The organism is Hydrocarboniphaga sp. FW305-C-57 (genome assembly GCF_058783045.1).
The window spans coordinates 102533-120834 of sequence record NZ_JBYSYG010000012.1 but is presented as its reverse complement, the minus strand read 5'-3'; the positions used below and the strand labels follow the sequence as shown (position 1 = coordinate 120834).

The window sequence follows — 18302 nt, the reverse complement described above, 5'->3', positions numbered from 1 at the left end:
TCAGGAGTCAACAATGAAATTTCACAGCAACTGCGCACGCGTCTCCCGCCTGAGAGTTTCTGCTACCGCAATATCGATGGCATTGACCGTCGGCGTATTTTCTCCGCCGGCGGTCCGTGCTCAGGAGCCGAGTTTGATGCCGGGCCAGCCTTCGAAGATGGAAGAAATGAAGGGCATGGACGGGATGTCCATGACTGGTGATGCGGACTACGACTTCGCCATCAACATGCGCAAGCATCATCAGATGGCATTGACCATGTCGGAATCGGAACTCAAAAATGGAACAAACCCGCAAATGCAGCAGATGGCCAAAAACATAATTGCCGCTCAGAAGAAAGAGATCGCGACGTTCGACAAGTGGATCGCCTCACACAAGAAATCCGCGATGAAGTAGCGGCTCAAAGGGATCTTCGCCGCCTGCCATTTTCCAGCCCTAACCTTTCATACAAGTTCAAGGTGATGGGCTGCCTCCTGATAGGTAGAGGCAACATCGTCTCGCCAGTCTATCAACGCAGCGACTTCGAGATTGCTTGCACGGCCTTCAGACCTGTCCCAAAGCGGGCCATTTGGCTACGGTGTTGGTCCAATTCCGTATACGGCAGAAAGCGAAGATCCAGTTCCTTGACCCGGCTGAAAGCCGGCCTCGCAAATTGGGCGCGCACCGAGCCCTCACGATCATCCGGTGCCACTAGGAAGTACGCGCCGGCAAGATGATCAGGCAGGCCCAAAGCGAGATCGAGCATCCGCACGATGCCGGAATAAATGCTCGTGCTGTGCTCGACCTCGAATGCGGCTGAGACGCGCTCGCCCGCGCTTTCAAGCCACAGGACATCAATCAACTTGATGGTCTCTTCAGCGCCGCAGGCGGTAATCGAAGGCGGCAGCTGATCAAGACAACCATCGCCCAGACGCCCGCCGTTATAGGCACGCCCGCGATCGTTGCTCGCGATCCACACGCGGAACCCCAGTGCCTTGCCCAAATCCCGCAACCAACCCTGCACGTCGGTATGCGTCAGGTCGGCCTCACGCGCTTCGGCCTGCAACTTGGCCTGACGGGCGCCATCGCTGCGGATCGTTTCAAGGTCTTGGCGCCATCGGGCCAGCGCCGCCGCATCGTCGGCCGGAGGTGGCAGCTCGTAACGGCCCATGCCGAGGTCGAATAAAAAGCCTGCGATCGCGCCAAGGTCGTTTGACAGCAAATCGCGAAAGCGGATGTTGAGTGCCAGCACACCCTGACGCATCGCCAGGTATTCCTCCCACCGGCCGAGCTTGACGTTCGCACCCGTCAACAGGTTGTAGCCCTTCACAATGGCGGTGTTGAATGGGGGCACCAACGTGGGATGCAGGAAGTACAAAGGGTTGGCTGCTGCGGGACCCAATCCCTTGACCTTGTGTGCGTCCAACGTCCGGATTGCCGTAATCACCTGGTGTTCGTGCTGGCAGCCATGGCAGGTATCGAGAAAGCGCCCGAACGCTCGCTGATTCTCTGGGCTCTCGTAGATATCGGGAATGCGCAGCTTCGGTTTCCACAAGAACGCATGGTCCGCACCCTTGAAGATTTGTCGCTGCTCGACGATCGACCCGATGACGGTTTCCAGCGACGAGCCCTTGTAGGTATTGCCGAAACGGCCCGCTTCGATTTCGGCCACGACGGCTTCGATGCCGCGCCGGATCGAGCGGAAATTCTTGATCCGCTCCTCCCACAGAAACCAGCTCTGGTAGGTGCCGCCCGCATCAGCGCGCCAGCGATCCAGCAAATTGCGGATGACTTCAGTCGAGTGATGCTCGAATGAAGATTCGGAAGGCAGAGGCATACCGGTAAACTCGCTGGGCCAGTCGAGTCTGGCCTTGGGATTGTCTCACGGGCCTTTTGGTCAAAACACCGATAAACAACACAAGCTCAATCGGCGCTTAGCGGTTCAATTCGACGGTGATGTGGACGAGCTCATCGTGGACACTCAGCTGGCGCCGGAACTCGTCGGGCGAAACAGACTGATCCGTGACGAGGCCCAGAATGCAGGCAAACTTCCCCTTGCCGACTCGCCAGACATGCAAATCGGTGATCTCGGCAGGGACCGGGCTGGCCGCTATCACCTCACGAATCTCGTCCACGACGGGAGCATTCATTTCAGCGTCCAGCAATACCCGTCCGCTATCGCGCAATAGCCCGTAAGCCCAGACGAGAACCAAGACCGCGCCAACGATACCCATCACCGGATCGAGCCAGGACGCGCCGAAAAACATGCCGCCCACCAGCGCCAGGATGGCAAGTACCGATGTTGCGGCATCGGCGACGACATGGACATAAGCGGACCTCAGGTTGAGGTCATGATCGTGACCATGATGATGGCTTGCCTTTTCGTGCCCATGCCCATGCCCGTGGTCGTGGTGATGCTCACCCCTGAGTAGCCAGGCGCAGATCAGATTGACGGCCAGGCCGACCATCGCAATGGCGATGGCTTGGCTATAGTGGATGGGCGAAGGGGACATCAGCCGTTCGATCGATTGAAACATCATCGATCCCGCGACCAGAACCAGCAGAATGGCGCTCGTGTATCCGCCGAGAACTTCAATTTTCCAGGTGCCAAAAGCGAAACGACGGTCATGAGCGAGCCGACGAGCAAACGAGTAGGCCAACACAGACAAGCCCAGCGCCAAAGCATGTGAACTCATGTGCCAGCCGTCGGCCAGCAATGCCATCGAATTGAAGCTGTATCCACCGACGATCTCCACCACCATCATCAACGCGGTCAGCAATCCGGCTCGCGCGGTCTTGCTTTCAGCGAGAGGGTTGCTTTCGTCGAAGACGTGCGAGTGGGTCCATTGGGACGCGGCGGCAGAAGAAGATGACATAAAATAAAGACCGGCGATGTTAAGAGCCGGTACTATACCCCAGTATACAACCCAGTAGACTCCACGATGCCTCATACGATTCACGGAAAAAAACAGCTCCTGACGCGCGTCCGTCGCATAAAGGGTCAAGCCGCCGCTCTGGAAGTGGCGCTCGAAGGTGAATCGGAGTGTGGATCGATTCTTCAGCAGATTGCGGCGATCAAGGGCGCTATCAACGGGCTGATGGCCGAGGTTCTCGAAGGCCACATACGCGAGCACTTAGGCGATGAAAGCTCATCACCAAAACAACGGCGGGACGATATTGAGCAATTGGTGACGGTGATCCGCTCTTACATGAAATAGCCAGAAGGGGCAGTTAGGCAGCCCGTGTAAGTTTTGATCGATGTAGGGTCCGCTGCATCATTAATAGATAAGCGGCCGGCACGACGAACATCGAAAGCAGGGGCGCTGTGATCATACCGCCTACCATCGGCGCGGCGATCCGGCTCATGATTTCGCTACCGGTGGCGCCGCCCCAGAACAGCGGCAGCAAACCCGCAACGATCACGGCAACCGTCATGGCCTTTGGCCGCACGCGAAGCACCGCACCCTCGGTGATGGCTTGAATCAAGTCATCACGCGTGCGCAGACGACCTTCTTCGCGAAACCGGCGGATCGCCTGATCCAGGTAGATCAGCATCACGACGCCGAACTCGGCGGAAACACCCGCGAGCGCAATGAAACCAACGGTGGAAGCGACCGAAAGATTGTGGCCGAGCAGGAAGATCAGCCAGAACCCGCCGATCAAGGCGAATGGCAGCGTCCCCATGATCAGAACCGCATCGCCGATGCGCCGGAAGGTGAGATAGAGCAACACCAGAATGATCGCGAGCGTGAACGGCACGACGACGGCGAGCTTTTTGCTGGCGCGCTCCAGATATTCGAACTGTCCCGACCAGGCAATGGAGTAACCCGCTGGCAGAGTGACCTGCTCGCGCACTGCCTTCTGCGCGTCCTTTACGAAGGAGCCAAGGTCGCGTCCGCGAATGTCGACATAAGTCCATCCGTTGAGGCGGGCGTTCTCGCTGCGCAGCATCGGCGGCCCATCCTCGATCCGGATGTCCGCTACCGTGCCAAGGGTGATCGTCGCTCCCATCGGCGTGACGATCGACAGATTCTGCAATCCATCGATGCTGTCGCGCACCTCACGCGGATAGCGCACGTTGATCGGAAAGCGCTGGAGGCCCTCGATGGTCTGGGAGATGTTGTCGCCGCCGATCGCCGTCGATACGACCTCCTGCACGGCCTTGATACTCAGGCCAAAGCGCGCGATCGCATCGCGACGAATGTCGATCTGGATATAACGCCCACCGCTGACCCGTTCGGAAAACACCGACGATGCGCCGGGAACTGCTTTGACCACGGTCTCGACTTGCCGGCCCAACCGGGCAATTTCTTTCAGGTCTGGCCCGGCGATCTTGATGCCGACCGGCGATTTAATGCCGGTCGCGAGCATGTCGATGCGATTGCGGATCGGCGCCACCCAGACATTGGCCATGCCCGGAATCTGCAGCGAGGCATCCATCTGCTCGATCAGCTTTTCAGTAGTCAGGCCCGGACGCCACTCGGATTTCGGCTTGAACCGAACCGTGGTTTCCATCATTTCCAGCGGCGCCGGGTCGGTAGCCGTCTCGGCTCGCCCCATCTTGCCAAAGACAGTCAGGACCTCCGGAAACGTCTTGATGATGCGATCGGTCTGCTGAAGCAGTTCAGATGCCTTGGCAGCAGACAAGCCGGGAAGCGCCGTCGGCATATACAGGATGTCGCCTTCATCCAGTGGCGGCATGAATTCGCTGCCGATGTGCGTGATCGGCCAGAAGGTTCCGGCAAGCAGCAGACCCGCGCCGAGCAGCGTCACTTTCGGATGGCGCATGACCCAGCTAATCATCGGTTGATAGCCCGCGATCAGAATTCGGTTCAGCGGGTTGGCCGTTTCGGAAACGATCCGGCCGCGGATGAAATAGAACATCAGCACCGGGATCAACGTCACCGACAGGCCGGCGGCGGCCGCCATCGCATAGGTCTTGGTGAAAGCCAGCGGCGCGAACAACTTTCCTTCCTGGGCTTCTAACGAAAACACCGGCACGAAACTCAGCGTGATGATCAGCAGGCTGAAGAACAGCGCCGGTCCGACTTCCGCTGCCGCATCGCCGATCAGGCGCATTTGTGTTGCCGAATCCAGCTTCACATCGGGATGCTGGTGTCGCCAGGATTCGAGATGCTTGTGCGCGTTTTCGATCATCACCACCGCAGCATCGACCATCGCACCAATGGCAATGGCAATCCCGCCCAGCGACATGATGTTGGCATTCACCCCCTGATGACGCATCACCATGAACGCGATGAGGATGCCGACCGGCAGGCAGACAATGGCGACTAGCGCGGAGCGCAGGTGGAACAGGAAGATCAGGCACACCAGCGCGACTACGACAAACTCTTCGATGAGTTTGTGCGTCAGGTTGTCGACCGCTCGATTGATCAGATCGGAGCGATCGTAGACGGTGACGATCTCGACGCCTTTGGGCAAGCCCTGACGCAGCGTATCGAGCTTGGCCTTGACCGCATCGATCGTCTCCAGCGCGTTCTTGCCGCTGCGCATCACGATGACGCCACCCACGGCTTCGCCGTCGCCGTTGAATTCGGAGATGCCGCGCCGAATCTCAGGGCCACGCTGCACGAACGCGACATCGCTGAGCGTAATCGGCGTGCCGTTTTTGCCGAGCCCGATCGAGATCAGCCGGAAATCGTCGAGCGATTTCAGGTAGCCGTTGGCGCGCACCATGTATTCGGCCTCACCGAGTTCGAGCACCGATCCGCCCGTCTCGCCATTGGCATCCTGCACGGCCTGCACGATGGTCTGCTGGGAGACACCGAACGCGCGCATGCGCTCGGGCTGCAGCACGATCTGGTACTGATTGACGAAGCCGCCGATGCTGGCCACTTCGGCGACATTGGCGACCGTCTTCAGCTCATACTTCAGAAACCAGTCCTGCAGCGTGCGCAGTTGCGCAATGTCGTGCTGGCCGCTGCGATCGACGAGCGCGTATTCGTAAACCCAGCCGACGCCGGAGGCATCCGGACCTAGCGATGACTTCGCGGTAGCCGGCAACCGGCCTTGCACCTGGCTCAAATATTCGAGAACCCGCGAGCGCGCCCAGTAGGGATCGGTGCCGTCGTCGAACAGCACATAGACGAACGAGTCGCCAAAGAACGAATAGCCGCGCACATTCTTGGCACCGGGCACCGACAGCATTGTCGTTGTCAGCGGGTAAGTCACCTGATCCTCGACGACCTGCGGTGCCTGGCCGGGATACACCGTGCGGATGATCACCTGGGTGTCGGAAAGATCGGGAATGGCGTCGAGCGGGGTTTTCGCTGCCGAATAGATGCCGGCCGCAGTGACCATCAGCGTCGCCATCAGAATCAGAAATCGATTGGCCAGCGACCAGCGGATCAGTTGCGCGATCACGGCATTTTCTCCGTCGGCGTCGCCATGCCATCGCGAGACGCGGCTTCGAGCTTGCTGAAGGCGCCGCGCAGGTTCGCTTCCGAGTCGATCAGGAACTGACCGGAACTTACGACGTTCTGTCCGGCGGTGAGACCTTCAAGCACCTCGGTGAAACCGTCGCGTTGCTGGCCGGGTTTGACTTCGGTCGGCCGAAAACGACCGGGACTCTCGGAGACGATGACCATGCTGCGCGTGCCCGTGCGGATCAGCGACTCGCTGGGCACCATCAGCGCCTGGCGAGCGGAGCCGGCGCCCAAAACCACTTCGGCAAACATGCCGGGCTTGAGCAGCCTTTCCTTGTTGTCGATCAGCGCCCGCAGTTTCATCGTGCGCGTCTGCGGATCGACTTCGGGATAAACGTATTCGACACGGCCGTCGAAGCGGCGGCCGGACAGCCCGCCGGGATAGGCGGTCACCGGAGCGCCCGCCTGCTGGCCCGCGGCCTGGGCCTCCGGGACTTCGGCGTTGACCCAGACCTGCGAAAGATCGGCGAGCGTATACAGCGTCATGCCGGCGCTGACCTGAGCGCCGGCGCGAACGCCCAGTTCCGTGACGATGCCATCGACCGGGGCGTAGTACGCGACTCGGCGCTGCGCTTGCCCGGTTTTCTCCAGGCGGCTGAGCTGCCCCTGATCGAGCCCCATCAGCAGCAGGCGCTGACGGCCGGCGCCGATCAGCGCCGCATCGCCAGCTCGCAGGGCCAGCGCGAACTCCTGTTGCGCGGCCAACAGCTCGGGAGCGTAGACCTCCGCCAACAACTGGCCCTTGCGAACGATATCGCCCTGCGCGCGTACCGCGAGGCGTTCCACCCACCCAGCCACACGTGTCTGAACGACTTCGATCCGGTTGTCGTCAATGGCGACGCTGGCGACGGCGCGCACTTCCTGGGCGACATCGCGCATTTCAGCCGCTGACGTCCGTATCCCCAGGTTCTGCACCACGGCCGGATTGATGGATACGATGCCCACGTCCTTGGCGTCTCCGCCTTCCGAATACTTCGGCACTAACTGCATGTCCATGAAAGGCGACTTCCCGGGCTGATCGAAGTGTTGATCCGGCTTCATCGGGTCGTACCAATACAGCGGGTCGCGCGACGCGGGCATGGACGATGATGCGGCGGGCGCCGCCTCGGCTTTTTTGATCAGCGCCATGCCGCAGATCGGACAGTTGCCGGCTTGGTCGGAGCGAACCTGCGGGTGCATTGCGCAGGTGTAGTAAGTCTTGCCTTGCGCATCTTTCATCTTCACCGGCACATGGCGATGCCCGGGTTCGCCCTCAGCAGGTTTTCCGCCGGGCATGTCCGGGCTACGCGACATCAGAAACGCGCTCGCGATCCACGCACCCACGGCGGCACTGAGCAAGAGCCCCGCGATGATCAGCAGAACTTTCTTCACGATGCTTTCCCCGCGTAATACTGCAAATTGATTTGCCGCTTGGCCGCGTCGGCAAGCAGTTCCAGGCGTTTCATTTCGTTGTCCAGCGCCATGCGCCGGGCATCGAGTACTGACATCAGTCCTCCTTGGCCGGATTGCCAGGTGGCCAGCGCCGAGTCGATGCGCTGCCGGCTCTTCGGAAGGATGTCGTTGTCGAACTGCTTCAAGCGCTCCTGTTGTCGGCGCAGGGCTTCCCAGTTGCGCCGGATATCCGACTCCTGTTCCCGGAACATGTCCTCGCGCTGCAACTCGGCTTGTTCCTGCTCGGCGAGCTTTGCGCTCAACTCGCGATCCTGGCGGCTATGCGAGAACACCGGCAGGTCGACCGTGACGTTGACGCTGACGAAGTCGGCGAAATCCGGCCGATAGCCGTAATCCACCGCGAGACTCCAGTCCGGCTTGTAGGCCTGCCTTGCCAGTGCCACCTCGTCTTCGGCGAGTTCGACGCGCTTGGCTTCGGCGTTCAGATGCGGATGCTGACGCAATTGCACCAGTAGTTGCGGCAAGTCCGGGGGATCGGGCCACGTGGGCACTTCAGGGCTGACGCTGCGGTCCGCCACTTCGTTCCCAAGCCACCGGGAGAGCTGATCGCGCGCATCGCGCACCTGCAGATCGGCATCGGCCGCCTCGTCGCGCAGCAGAGCAGCATTGACCTGAGACTCCAGCACCGCGCTTTGCGGCGCAGTATTCGTCGTGTAGGCGATCTCGGCAGCTTGCATCTGCAGATCAGCCTGATGAGCAGCGTCGAGCAGCAACTCCCGCAAGCGCTCCGCCTTCCAGACCGCCAGCCATGCGAATCCCGCATCGCGCTCGATCATCAAGCGCGAGGTCGCCAGCGTCTGTTCGGCCAGTTCCGCTTCGTGTTCCCCTTTTTGACCTCGCAGCTGGCGCTTTGCGGCGCGGGGAAAGTCTTGCATCACCCCGGCGGTGAACATGGTGAAGTCGTCGCGACGCAGCGAATAGCGGTCCGCCCCATCAACCGGCAGATCGGTCACCCCGGCCGTCAGCTTGGGGTCGGGCAATTGCGCCGCAGCCACGGCGCTGTTGCGAGCTGCTGCGACCGCCTGCGCCTGGGCTTCTAGGGCGGGCTGACGTTCGACAGCCAGACGCTGGACGTCGGCCAGACTCAGGAAGACCTCGGGCTGAGCGGCCTGCGCCAGGCTCGGAATACAAAGCGCAGATGCAAAGGCGGCTATGGCCCATGTCATGAGTTTCATGCTGGCTCCCTCAGGCAAAATCTCCCGGCGCAGCACGCGCCGGGAGATCGGTGGCTCACTTTGAAGTGGGAATCGTGCCGCGCGGGCCGATCCAGCGTGCCGGCCGGATAGGCGTTGTAGGCGTTGCCAGCAGAGGGTCATGAACTGACGGCCAAGCAATGGTGCCGCGCGGGCCATACCAACGCTGAGGAGTAGAAATTGCCTCTTGCGCGCTGCTCGTCGGCATCATCAAAACGGGATGCCAGCCAGGATCGGAAGGACGCGCTTGCGCGGGATTCGAGAGAGCAGCGGAGAGAAACAGCACGCCGAATACGGCGCGCGAAATGAACGGGGTAGACATGGGAAACCTCACATTTCGAAGAAATGCCGTTACTGAAGAATTCAGCAAAGGCCAATGGGCGTTAGCCCGGATCGAAACGCGGGTTTTCTATAGACGCAGTCTTTGCGTGCTCAGGTAAAGCGAGGTGCCGTGGGGATGATCCGGATCATATTCGGTCCACTCGTCCCGCTCACGCTGAGCGTTGAATGCAACCAGCGGAAACTCCGCCGTCTGCGCCGCCGGCACCGGCAAGGGATCGAAACTGGGCACCTTGACGTCGGCCGCTACACTCGCAAGCTCGTCGGTCGGGCCGGCCGACACCTTGACAACTTTCTGACAACAATCCTTGTCGCCGGCCGCTGCCGCGCAACTCGGCACCATTGCTCCCGTCTTGCAGCAGCACTGCGCCGACACGACTTTCGTCGGTCCCATCATTGCGCACGCATACGCCACGCTGACCTGTGAGGTCAGGTTGGCGATGACGAAAACGAGAATGAGGAGGCGACGCAGCATGGAAGGATCTTAGCTCTTGATTGGTGTGCCGGACAGAGTCGGCTGTCTGGTATTCATACCCGATCGTTCGGACGACAAGACTATAAACCCTGGACCATGATCCAGAGTCAAGCTCCGACACTCCGACTTTGCGGTGATCCTGAAGCGTTCAGTTGCGACAAGTCCTGACCAGCCTCAATGCTCGGCATGCAGGTGCGAGTCGTGGTCGTGACCCTCCCCATGCGATTCGGTGATCCCACATTCCTCTCCAGCCTCGCAGGCTTCACGCTCGCATTGAAGTGTGCTGTGGTGAAGATTAAATTTCTTTTCCAGCTGGGATGCGACATCGATTCGGACCGCGTCGAAGTCGGCGGAGGGTTCGAGAAGGACGTGAGCGCTCAGACTGCTTTTGCCGGTCGTGATCGCCCAAACGTGCAGGTCATGCACACCCCGCACGCCGGCACTGGAGGCGATGGTCTTTTCGATGTCGGAAAGGTCGACACCGGCCGGAACCCCCTCCAGCAACACGTTCACGCTCTCGCGCATCAGGCTCAAGGTGCGTGGCAACACCCAAAGCGCGATAGCCACTGCAATGATCGGATCGACCCACGTCCACCCCGTGAAACGGATCAACAGGGCGCCGCCGATGACACCCAATGAGCCCAGCATGTCGCTCCAGACTTCCAGGTACGCGCCCTTCATATTGAGATTGTGGTCCTTGCCACTCGACAGCACCTTCATCGAGATCAAGTTCACGACCAGCCCTAACACCGCGATGATCAGCATCGCCGACGACTGAATTTCGGGCGGATTCCGGAGACGCTGGTAGGCCTCGAATAGGATGTAGATCGCGACGACGAATAGCATGCCGGCATTGAATGCAGCCGCGATGATCTCGGAACGCGCATAACCGAAGGTTCGTCGCTGATCGGCTGCCCGCCGAGCCATGTGAATCGCGAACAGCCCGATCCCCAAAGCGGCCGTGTCGGTGAGCATGTGCGCGGCATCCGAGATCAGCGCAAGGCTGCTACTCAGCACACCGCCGATGAATTCGGCGAGCATGAAACTGCCAGTGAGACACAAGGCAATCCACATCGACTTGGGATTGGCACCAGCGGTGTGATCGTGACCGTCACTCATTGGGAATACCCCTTAAAAGTTCAGCGAAATAGCAGTTGATGGACATTTAGACGTTCAATCTGGCGGCCCTATATCAGCAGCTCTATAAATGCTGTGAAGGGTCGGGATACGAACTGGGCGGCCACGGTACCCGCGTTCCGTCGCGGTTTAGTAACTCGAAATGCTCCGTGGAGGTGGGCGCAGCGTCGCCGCTTTCAGCCTTCGGACTCACCTGGATCAGTGCGATTGCCGAGGGATGTTCACGCCCGAGTCGGCGTATCAGAGCCGGCGGCACATGACCGTCGAGGACATACCCCAGATAAACGGCCGGGTGACAGCCATGCACCGCGTTTGGAACGTGCCAGATTTGCCGCCTCGCACGGAGATTTTCGAGTTCGTAGTCGCGCACGACGAAGCCATCGGCCCGCAACGAGTTCATCCAGCCGTCAACGCATCTGCACTCATGCGTCCATGCCACCTCGACCAAGTCTTCTTCGCGCACCGGGAAAATATTGTTCCAGACAGCACCCACGGCAGCGATGACCGCAAAGGACACCGCTGCAAGGATGATTAATTTCAGTTGTCGCGACGAGAGCCGATCGGCGGTCGGCAGAATTGGGCGGCTCTTTCGAGCTTTGGTCGGTTTCATCTTCACCGCCGTCGTGTCAAGACCGGGCTTTAATCGAATAGCTCCTGCAGCCAGGACTTCCGCTTTCGCCCGATCCCATGATCGTCATAGCCGCGCTGTCTATGTCCGCCGTGCGATGAAGAGCGTGTCTGATCTGAAATCGGCTCCATCATTCGTACGGATTTCAGTTCGGCCGCGCTGTGTTCGATGATCTTGTCCAGTTCGCCTCGCTCAAGCCAAACGCCTCGACAAGTTGGGCAATAATCGATTTCGACGTTCTTGCGCTCGGTCATCAGCAGGTCGACGCGGCACTCAGGACATAGCAAGCCAGTGGCGCGAGGTCCCGCCGGGGATTGTTCGGTATTCATTTCAAATCTCCTTCTTCATTCGATACTTGACCAGCCCCGCCGACCATTGATGCCGGCGGGGCTCGTAAAGTCACGGGCCGATTGGCAACGCCTGTTCCACCGGGCTGACGTATACCCAGCCCGAAATGTGCGGGCCGATCCGAGCAACGGTTCTGATGATCGACGTGACGGCCTCGACCTCGGCGTCTTCGCAGACCAGCGACAACCGGGCCTCTGAGATCACCAGCCCCGCGCCGTCTCGTGAATAGCTGTTTTCGCTTTCGTCGATCGGCTTGAGCATGCCTTTCACGTCTTGCACGGTCAGATTGCGGTAACCCGCATCCGCCAGTGCCTGCACCACGTCCGGCGTGCGGACGTGGTGGATAAACGCTTTCACGAGTTTCATGCGTGGATCTCCTTGGGAGCGGGCGTGGCAGGGACAAGCTCAGGCCGGCGTCGCCACGCCATGCGGTACAGGCCCGGCAGCACCAGCAAAGTCAGCAGCGTCGATGACAGGATGCCGCCGATGACGACCGTCGCCAGCGGACGCTGCACCTCGGCGCCGGTGCCGGTGTTCAACGCCATCGGCAGGAAGCCGAGCGCCGCCACCATTGCCACCATCAGGATCGGCCTAAGTCGCAGCATTGCGCCTTCAGAGATCGCGGTGTCGATGTCGTCACCATGTGCCAGTCGATCGCGAATGGCGGATACCAGCACCACGCCGGTCAGCACCGCGACGCCCGACAGCGTGATGAACCCCACACCGGCGGTGATCGACATCGGAATGTCGCGTAGCCACAGCGCGACGATGCCGCCGGTCAAAGCCAGCGGCACACCGCTGAAGATCAGCGCCGCGTCCTTGGCCGAGCCGAACGTCATCATCAGCAACGCAAAGATCAGCGCCAGCGTGATCGGCACCAGCAAGCTCAGCCGCTGCGTGGCCGATTGCAGTTGCTCGAAGGTACCGCCGTAAGCCAGCCAATAGCCGGTCGGCAGCTTTACCTGCTCGGCGATTCTCTGCTGGACCTCGGTGACGAAGCCGCCCAGATCGCGACCCTTCACATTGGCTGATACGACCAGCCTTCGCTTGCCATTCTCTCGGCTGATCTGATTCGGTCCCGGCGCGAGATTCAGGCTCGCGACTTCACCCAGCGGCACATAACCACCATTGGGCAGCGGCACCGGCAGGCGTTGAAGCGAGTTCAGATCGCTGCGCAGTCGCTCAGGCAAACGCACGACTAACGCGAAGCGCTGGTCACCCTCGAACAACTGTCCGGCCTCCTCACCACCAGTGGCCGCCGACAGCACGTCCTGCACGTCGCTGACGTTTAGACCGTAGCGATACAGCGCGTTGCGGTTGGGTTCAATGGACAGCACCGGCAAGCCTGCGACCTGTTCGACCTTCACCCCTTCGGCACCCGGAATGCTGTTGAGGACCTTGGCGATCGCGTTGCCGGTTTTCAGCAGCTCGCCCAAATCGTCGCCGTAGACCTTGATGCCGAGATCGGAACGCACGCCCGAGATCAGCTCGTTGAAACGAAGCTGGATCGGCTGGCTGATCTCGTAGGCATTGCCGGGCACGCCTTCCAGGCGCGCTTCAATATCCTTGACGACTTCCGCCTTGGCTCGCTGCGGAGTCGGCCAGTCCTTGTGATCTTTCAGCATCACGTAGCCGTCCGAAATGTTCGGCGGCATCGGATCGGTGGCGACTTCGGCGGTGCCGACCCGGGCGAAGTAAGTTTTCACCTCCGGTACTTTCATCACCGCCTTTTCAATCTGGAACTGCATTTCCAGCGACTGCGTCAGGCTCGTGCCCGGAATGCGCAGCGCCTGCACCGCCAGATCGCCCTCATCGAGACTCGGGATGAACTCTGAGCCCATGCGGGACGCCATCCAACCGCAGAAGATCACGAATACAACGGCACCGGCGACGAAGACCACTCGCAGCTTCAGAGCAGTCGCCAGCACGGGCCCGTAGACGCGCTTGGCGCTGCGGACGATGAAGTTGTCCTTCTCCTCGATTCGGCCGCTCAGCAGGAGCGCCACCGCCGCGGGAATGAACGTCAAGGACAATGCCAGCGCGGAGACCAGCGCCATGATCACGGCCAGGGCCATGGGTTGGAACATCTTGCCTTCGACACCCGTCAACGCGAGGATCGGCAAGTTGACGAGAATCACGACCAGCACGCTGACCAGGCTTGGCGTAAAGACTTCGCGCGTTGCCACGAACACCGTCTGCATGCGCTCCTGCAGATTCAGAAGCCGGCCGTGGTGATGCTGTTGCGCTGCGAGTCTCAGGATGCAGTTCTCGACGATGATCACCGCACCATCAACGATCAGGCCGAAGTCGAGTGCACCCAGGCTCATCAGGTTCGCGCTGACTTTGGTCTGCACCATGCTGGTCATCAGCATCAACATCGATAGCGGGATCACCATCGCGGTGAGCAGTGCCGCTCGCACGTTGCCGAGCATCAGCAGCAGCACTACGACGACTAGGATCGCGCCTTCCAGAAGGTTCTTCTGCACTGTTGAAATGGTCTTCTCGACCAGCACGGTACGGTCGTAGACCGGGTCAGCGGTGACGCCCTTCGGGAGCGTTTTGTTGATTTCCGCAAGCTTGGCCGAGACGGCGCTCGAAACTGTCCGGCTGTTGTCGCCAATCAGCATCACCGCCGTGCCCAGCACCGTTTCCGCGCCGTCGCGGGTCGCCGCACCGGTACGCAGTTGCTTGCCGAAGGCGACTTCAGCCACGTCGCGTACCGTGATCGGAACGCCATCCCGATGCGCGACGATGACGCGCTCGATGCCCGTGATGTCACTGACCTGTCCGGGCGAGCGGATTAGATACTGCTCGCCGTTCTTCTCGATGTAACCTGCGCCGACGTTGGTGTTGTTCTTCTCCAGCGCCTTGACCACGTCCTCGAAGCTCAGGTTGTAGGCCATCAGACGCGCCGGATCGGGCGTGACGTGAAATTGCTTCTCAAAGCCGCCGATGGTGTTGACCTCGGTGACGCCCGCGACCTGACGCAACTGTGGCCGGATGATCCAGTCTTGCAAGGTGCGGAGTGCCGTGGCGTCATACGGCTGCCCATTGGGCTGCCGCGCCTTGTCATCCGCATGCACGGTATAGAGGAAGATTTCACCGAGGCCGGTGGCGATCGGCCCCATTTCGGGCTCGATGCCGGTCGGAAGCTGACTCTTGGCGCCTTGCAGCCGCTCGTTGATGAGGTTGCGCGCCCAGAAGATGTCGGTGCCGTTCTTGAAGATCACCGTCACCTGTGAAAGGCCATAGCGCGACAGCGAGCGCGTTTCTTCCAGAGCTGGCAGGCCGGCAATGCTGACCTCGACGAGATAGGTAATGCGCTGCTCGACCTCCATTGGCGAGTAGCCGGGTGCGGCGGTGTTGATCTGGACTTGGACGTTGGTGATGTCGGGGACGGCGTCGATGGGCAGGCGCTGATAGCTGAAGATGCCTACCGCGGCGACGGCAGCAACCAGAAACAACACGACCCATCGGCGGGCGATGGAAAAGCGTATGAGTGCGTCGATCATGGCTGGGCTCCTTAGTCTTCGTGCTCGGCTTCACCCTTGCCTAACTCGGCTTTGAGGATGTAGCTGTTGCGGGTGACATAGGCGTCGCCAGCCTTGATACCTTGCAGCACTTCGCTATTTTCATCGTCCACGCGGCCGACCTTGATCGGCTTGGGCTCGAAGCCATCGTCGTCTTTCACGAACACCACGCTGCGGCCTTCCAGGTTCTGCACGGCTTCGTTACGGATTGCGAGCGGGACCACGGTCTCAGCCAGCGTCACGTCGGCAGTCACGTACAAGCCGGGTGCCCAATGGCGGTCCGCATTGTTGACGAGAACGCGCGCTGTCAGCGTTTGGTTTGCGCTGCTGCCGAAGGGTGCGACGTAGACCAGCTCGCCATCGGTCGAAAGGCCGGCGTCCGCGCTTTTGACCCGCACATTCTGGCCGACGCGCACCTTGGCGACATCGCGCGGAAACAGCGAAAGCTCGACCCACACCGTCGAAAGATCGGCAATTGTGAATAGCGCTTTCTCGCCAGTCTGCTCGCCGGGATTGGCGTTGCGCGCCGTGACAACACCCGGTAGCGATGCAACGACCGAATACGTCTGAAGGCTTTCATTGCTCTCGACGGTGGCAAGGGTATCGCCTTGCTTCACCGTGTCGCCGATCTTTTTGTTCACACTGCGGATGACGCCTGGGAAGCGCGCGCCGATTTCACGGACGCGCTCGGCGTTTGGTGCAACCGAACCGTAAAGTGGCAGCGTTTCGCGAATGGTGGCTGCGCCGGCGTTTGCGATCTCTACGCCAACCGCTTTGATCTGCTCAGGCGTCAGTTTCAGTGCGCCTTCTTCGTGGCCGCCTTCCTCCACATGGCCCGGCTTGGCTTCGGCCTCAGTGGCCGGCTTGGCGGGAGCCGATTCAGAGCCGCCGCAGGCGATCAGCGCCAGTGGCAGCAACAACGTGACGACGTTTTTTTTGGAATTCATGGTGTGATTTCTCGGATTCGTATCAGGGCGCGGCGCTGAGCGGCGCATTGGTAAGGCGTTCGATTTCCACGCGCAGGCTTTGCGCGCTGCTACTGGCATCGATTAGGGCGGCCTGTAGCGACAGGTATTCGCGCTGGGCATCGACCCACTCCAGATAGCTGTACCGGCCGCGCTGGTAGGCGTATTCGGTTTCCTTCAGCGCTTCTTCCGTCCGCGGGAGGATGTCGTTACGCAGCGTCTGGGCTTCGAGGATTTCGCTGCCGAGTTCGCGATATAGCTCAAAGAGCATCGTCTTGGCCTTGATCATCGCGATGCGTTGCTGCGCATCAACCAGATCGCGGTTGGCCTGCGCCTCGGCGACAAAACTTTCATTGCGCCTGGCGGAAAACAGCGGGACTGAGAAGGATGCGACGAAGGCTTCGTCGTTGGTTGCCTCTAGACGACGCACACCGGCGCCGATCGTGAAGTCGGGCTTGCGTGCGGTGGCGGCCAGACGTAGCTCGGCATCGCGCAGTCGGGCTTCGATGCAAAGCGCAGGAAGTCAGGCCCCGCTGAGAGCTGAGTCACCAGCAAGTCGTAGTTGCCCGGATCGGGCAGTGTGTACAGGTCCGCCGTGACATCGCCGAAGGGCTGGCCGCCAATGCTGGTTTGCGACTCGCCCCAGGTGGCTGCGAGCTGCTTGCGGGCCGTGTCGAGTTCTATCTCGGCCTGACGCTGTTCGAGCTTGGCGCGATCGAGCGCGATCCGGGCACGGTCGAATTCGGCGTGCGGTGACTTGGCGGCCTTCACTCGCTTTTCAGAACCCGTGACGGTGTCCTCCGCGAGCCGGACCGCGTTTGCTGCCAAACGAACCTGCTCTTGGCGAGTGGCAACCGCGATGAATCGGCGCGTCACCTCCGCCAGTACGTCGAGCTGACGAGCTTGGCGATCGACCCCGGCCCCGATGCGACCGGCCTTAGCGGCATCGATGCGTGCGTCTCGCTTCCCACCCAACTCGATGACCTGCGACAGTGCGAACGTAAGCTCTGCGGCGTCGAGCCCTTTATTTTGCCCGGTACCGGCCACGTTCTCCGCCGTGATGAAGAGTTCGGGAACTGGCCGCAGGGCAGCTTGCCGGGCACGAGCGTCCAGCGCCCGAAATTCGAAGGAAAAGGTTTGCAACTCCGGATTGGACGCCATGGCGGCATCGACCGCCTGACGCAGCGTCAGCGGGGGCGCTGCGGCATGCGCAGCAGGCGCGGCGAGCGCCGCCCAAAACAGGCACGCGCGCAATGCGCATGCAGAAGACCACTTCATTGTGTACCTCCCAGCGGCACCGACGCGTTGTCCGCGGCTGTGCCTGGATAGAGCCGCGAGACCTAAAAGGCACGCGGCAGGATCGTCAGAACGTCAGGGGGAGGTGTGCAGCGGAGGCCCGCGCAAGGGCGGGCGCAGATACTGCAGGTCGATCGGACGAACGAAGGTGTCGGCCGAAGGCGTAAAGCGAAATACTGGCTGAAAAACAGACCACAGCAGCAGCGCGGTCAGCAGGAACAGCGGCAGGTCGAAGAACCCTTTGCTGGCTTTGGCGATTACATCGCCAGCGACCGAGACTTCTGCGTCCTGGTGATGGACCACCGCGTTGGCACCCTCATGATGGGGCGCCTGATCAGCCAGGTAGAAGGTGACCGGCGCTTCCTTGCCGTCGAAGCACAGATGCAGGTGAGCCCCGCTGAGACGCGCAATCAGCAGCGCCAGGCAGACCAGCGTGACGAGCCATGGGCGCATGAGGGCATCGCGTGACATGGGCGCCAGCCTAACAGAATGCAACGGCAGGCCCCATCACTGCGA

General features: G+C 60.8%; 18 protein-coding genes. 2 read left to right on the top strand and 16 right to left on the bottom strand.

Translation table 11 applies throughout. The annotated features are described in order from the left end of the window. Nucleotides 1-13 precede the first annotated feature (13 nt). Nucleotides 14-394: a DUF305 domain-containing protein gene (locus AC3WUM_RS20730; RefSeq protein WP_492412716.1), complete on the top strand. Its 381-nt coding sequence runs from the start codon at nucleotides 14-16 to the stop codon at nucleotides 392-394. A gap of 112 nt (nucleotides 395-506) precedes the next feature. Here AC3WUM_RS20730 and AC3WUM_RS20725 read toward each other — a convergent pair whose 3' ends face one another. Both AC3WUM_RS20725 and dmeF read right to left on the bottom strand, forming a co-directional pair. Then, the gene (locus AC3WUM_RS20725; protein ID WP_492412714.1) at nucleotides 507-1814 is read right to left on the bottom strand and encodes a type II restriction enzyme NmeDI-related protein; all 1308 of its coding nucleotides are present in this window, start codon (nucleotides 1812-1814) and stop codon (nucleotides 507-509) included. A 97-nt stretch (nucleotides 1815-1911) separates the two neighbouring features. Beyond that, nucleotides 1912-2853, bottom strand: a complete 942-nt coding sequence (gene dmeF, locus AC3WUM_RS20720) for a CDF family Co(II)/Ni(II) efflux transporter DmeF (protein ID WP_492412712.1) — start codon at nucleotides 2851-2853, stop codon at nucleotides 1912-1914. A 66-nt stretch (nucleotides 2854-2919) separates the two neighbouring features. Here dmeF and AC3WUM_RS20715 point away from each other — a divergent pair, with 66 nt between their 5' ends. Beyond that, on the top strand, nucleotides 2920-3195 hold the full coding sequence (locus AC3WUM_RS20715) for a metal/formaldehyde-sensitive transcriptional repressor (protein ID WP_492412711.1): 276 nt from the start codon (nucleotides 2920-2922) through the stop codon (nucleotides 3193-3195). A gap of 13 nt (nucleotides 3196-3208) precedes the next feature. Here AC3WUM_RS20715 and AC3WUM_RS20710 read toward each other — a convergent pair whose 3' ends face one another. The 14 genes from AC3WUM_RS20710 to AC3WUM_RS20645 form a co-directional block, all read right to left on the bottom strand. Beyond that, complete coding sequence (locus AC3WUM_RS20710) at nucleotides 3209-6361, bottom strand: efflux RND transporter permease subunit (protein WP_492412709.1); 3153 nt, start codon at nucleotides 6359-6361, stop codon at nucleotides 3209-3211. Continuing rightward, nucleotides 6358-7794 (bottom strand): efflux RND transporter periplasmic adaptor subunit, encoded by a 1437-nt coding sequence (locus AC3WUM_RS20705; RefSeq protein ID WP_492412708.1) that lies wholly within the window; start codon nucleotides 7792-7794, stop codon nucleotides 6358-6360. Before AC3WUM_RS20705 ends, AC3WUM_RS20710 begins: the two co-directional genes overlap by 4 nt. Then, entirely contained in the window at nucleotides 7791-9050 is a 1260-nt protein-coding gene (locus AC3WUM_RS20700) for a TolC family protein (protein ID WP_492412707.1), read from the bottom strand. Before AC3WUM_RS20700 ends, AC3WUM_RS20705 begins: the two co-directional genes overlap by 4 nt. A 55-nt stretch (nucleotides 9051-9105) precedes the next feature. After that, nucleotides 9106-9390 (bottom strand): hypothetical protein, encoded by a 285-nt coding sequence (locus AC3WUM_RS20695; RefSeq protein WP_492412705.1) that lies wholly within the window; start codon nucleotides 9388-9390, stop codon nucleotides 9106-9108. Between the two features lie 87 nt (nucleotides 9391-9477). Further along, nucleotides 9478-9882 carry a hypothetical protein gene (locus AC3WUM_RS20690; RefSeq protein WP_492412704.1) on the bottom strand — a complete coding sequence of 135 codons (405 nt, stop codon included), beginning with the start codon at nucleotides 9880-9882 and terminating at the stop codon, nucleotides 9478-9480. A gap of 174 nt (nucleotides 9883-10056) precedes the next feature. Continuing rightward, nucleotides 10057-11001: a cation diffusion facilitator family transporter gene (locus tag AC3WUM_RS20685; RefSeq protein ID WP_492412702.1), complete on the bottom strand. Its 945-nt coding sequence runs from the start codon at nucleotides 10999-11001 to the stop codon at nucleotides 10057-10059. Nucleotides 11002-11083: 82 nt separating this feature from the next. Continuing rightward, nucleotides 11084-11629 (bottom strand): DUF411 domain-containing protein, encoded by a 546-nt coding sequence (locus AC3WUM_RS20680; RefSeq protein ID WP_492412700.1) that lies wholly within the window; start codon nucleotides 11627-11629, stop codon nucleotides 11084-11086. Nucleotides 11630-11658: 29 nt separating this feature from the next. Next, nucleotides 11659-11976 (bottom strand): TFIIB-type zinc ribbon-containing protein, encoded by a 318-nt coding sequence (locus AC3WUM_RS20675; RefSeq protein WP_492412698.1) that lies wholly within the window; start codon nucleotides 11974-11976, stop codon nucleotides 11659-11661. 70 nt (nucleotides 11977-12046) lie between these two features. Next, nucleotides 12047-12361, bottom strand: coding sequence for a P-II family nitrogen regulator (locus tag AC3WUM_RS20670; protein WP_492412697.1), 315 nt, complete (start codon nucleotides 12359-12361; stop codon nucleotides 12047-12049). Further along, on the bottom strand, nucleotides 12358-15507 hold the full coding sequence (locus tag AC3WUM_RS20665; RefSeq protein WP_492412695.1) for an efflux RND transporter permease subunit: 3150 nt from the start codon (nucleotides 15505-15507) through the stop codon (nucleotides 12358-12360). Before AC3WUM_RS20665 ends, AC3WUM_RS20670 begins: the two co-directional genes overlap by 4 nt. An 11-nt stretch (nucleotides 15508-15518) precedes the next feature. Further along, nucleotides 15519-16472, bottom strand: a complete 954-nt coding sequence (locus AC3WUM_RS20660) for an efflux RND transporter periplasmic adaptor subunit (RefSeq protein WP_492412693.1) — start codon at nucleotides 16470-16472, stop codon at nucleotides 15519-15521. A 22-nt stretch (nucleotides 16473-16494) separates the two neighbouring features. Then, a complete protein-coding gene (locus tag AC3WUM_RS20655; RefSeq protein ID WP_492412761.1) occupies nucleotides 16495-16932 on the bottom strand; it encodes a TolC family protein in 438 nt (145 codons plus the stop codon). Continuing rightward, a complete protein-coding gene (locus tag AC3WUM_RS20650; protein WP_492412691.1) occupies nucleotides 16908-17768 on the bottom strand; it encodes a TolC family protein in 861 nt (286 codons plus the stop codon). Before AC3WUM_RS20650 ends, AC3WUM_RS20655 begins: the two co-directional genes overlap by 25 nt. A gap of 93 nt (nucleotides 17769-17861) precedes the next feature. Continuing rightward, entirely contained in the window at nucleotides 17862-18257 is a 396-nt protein-coding gene (locus AC3WUM_RS20645; protein WP_492412689.1) for a hypothetical protein, read from the bottom strand. Between the last annotated feature and the right edge of the window lie 45 nt (nucleotides 18258-18302).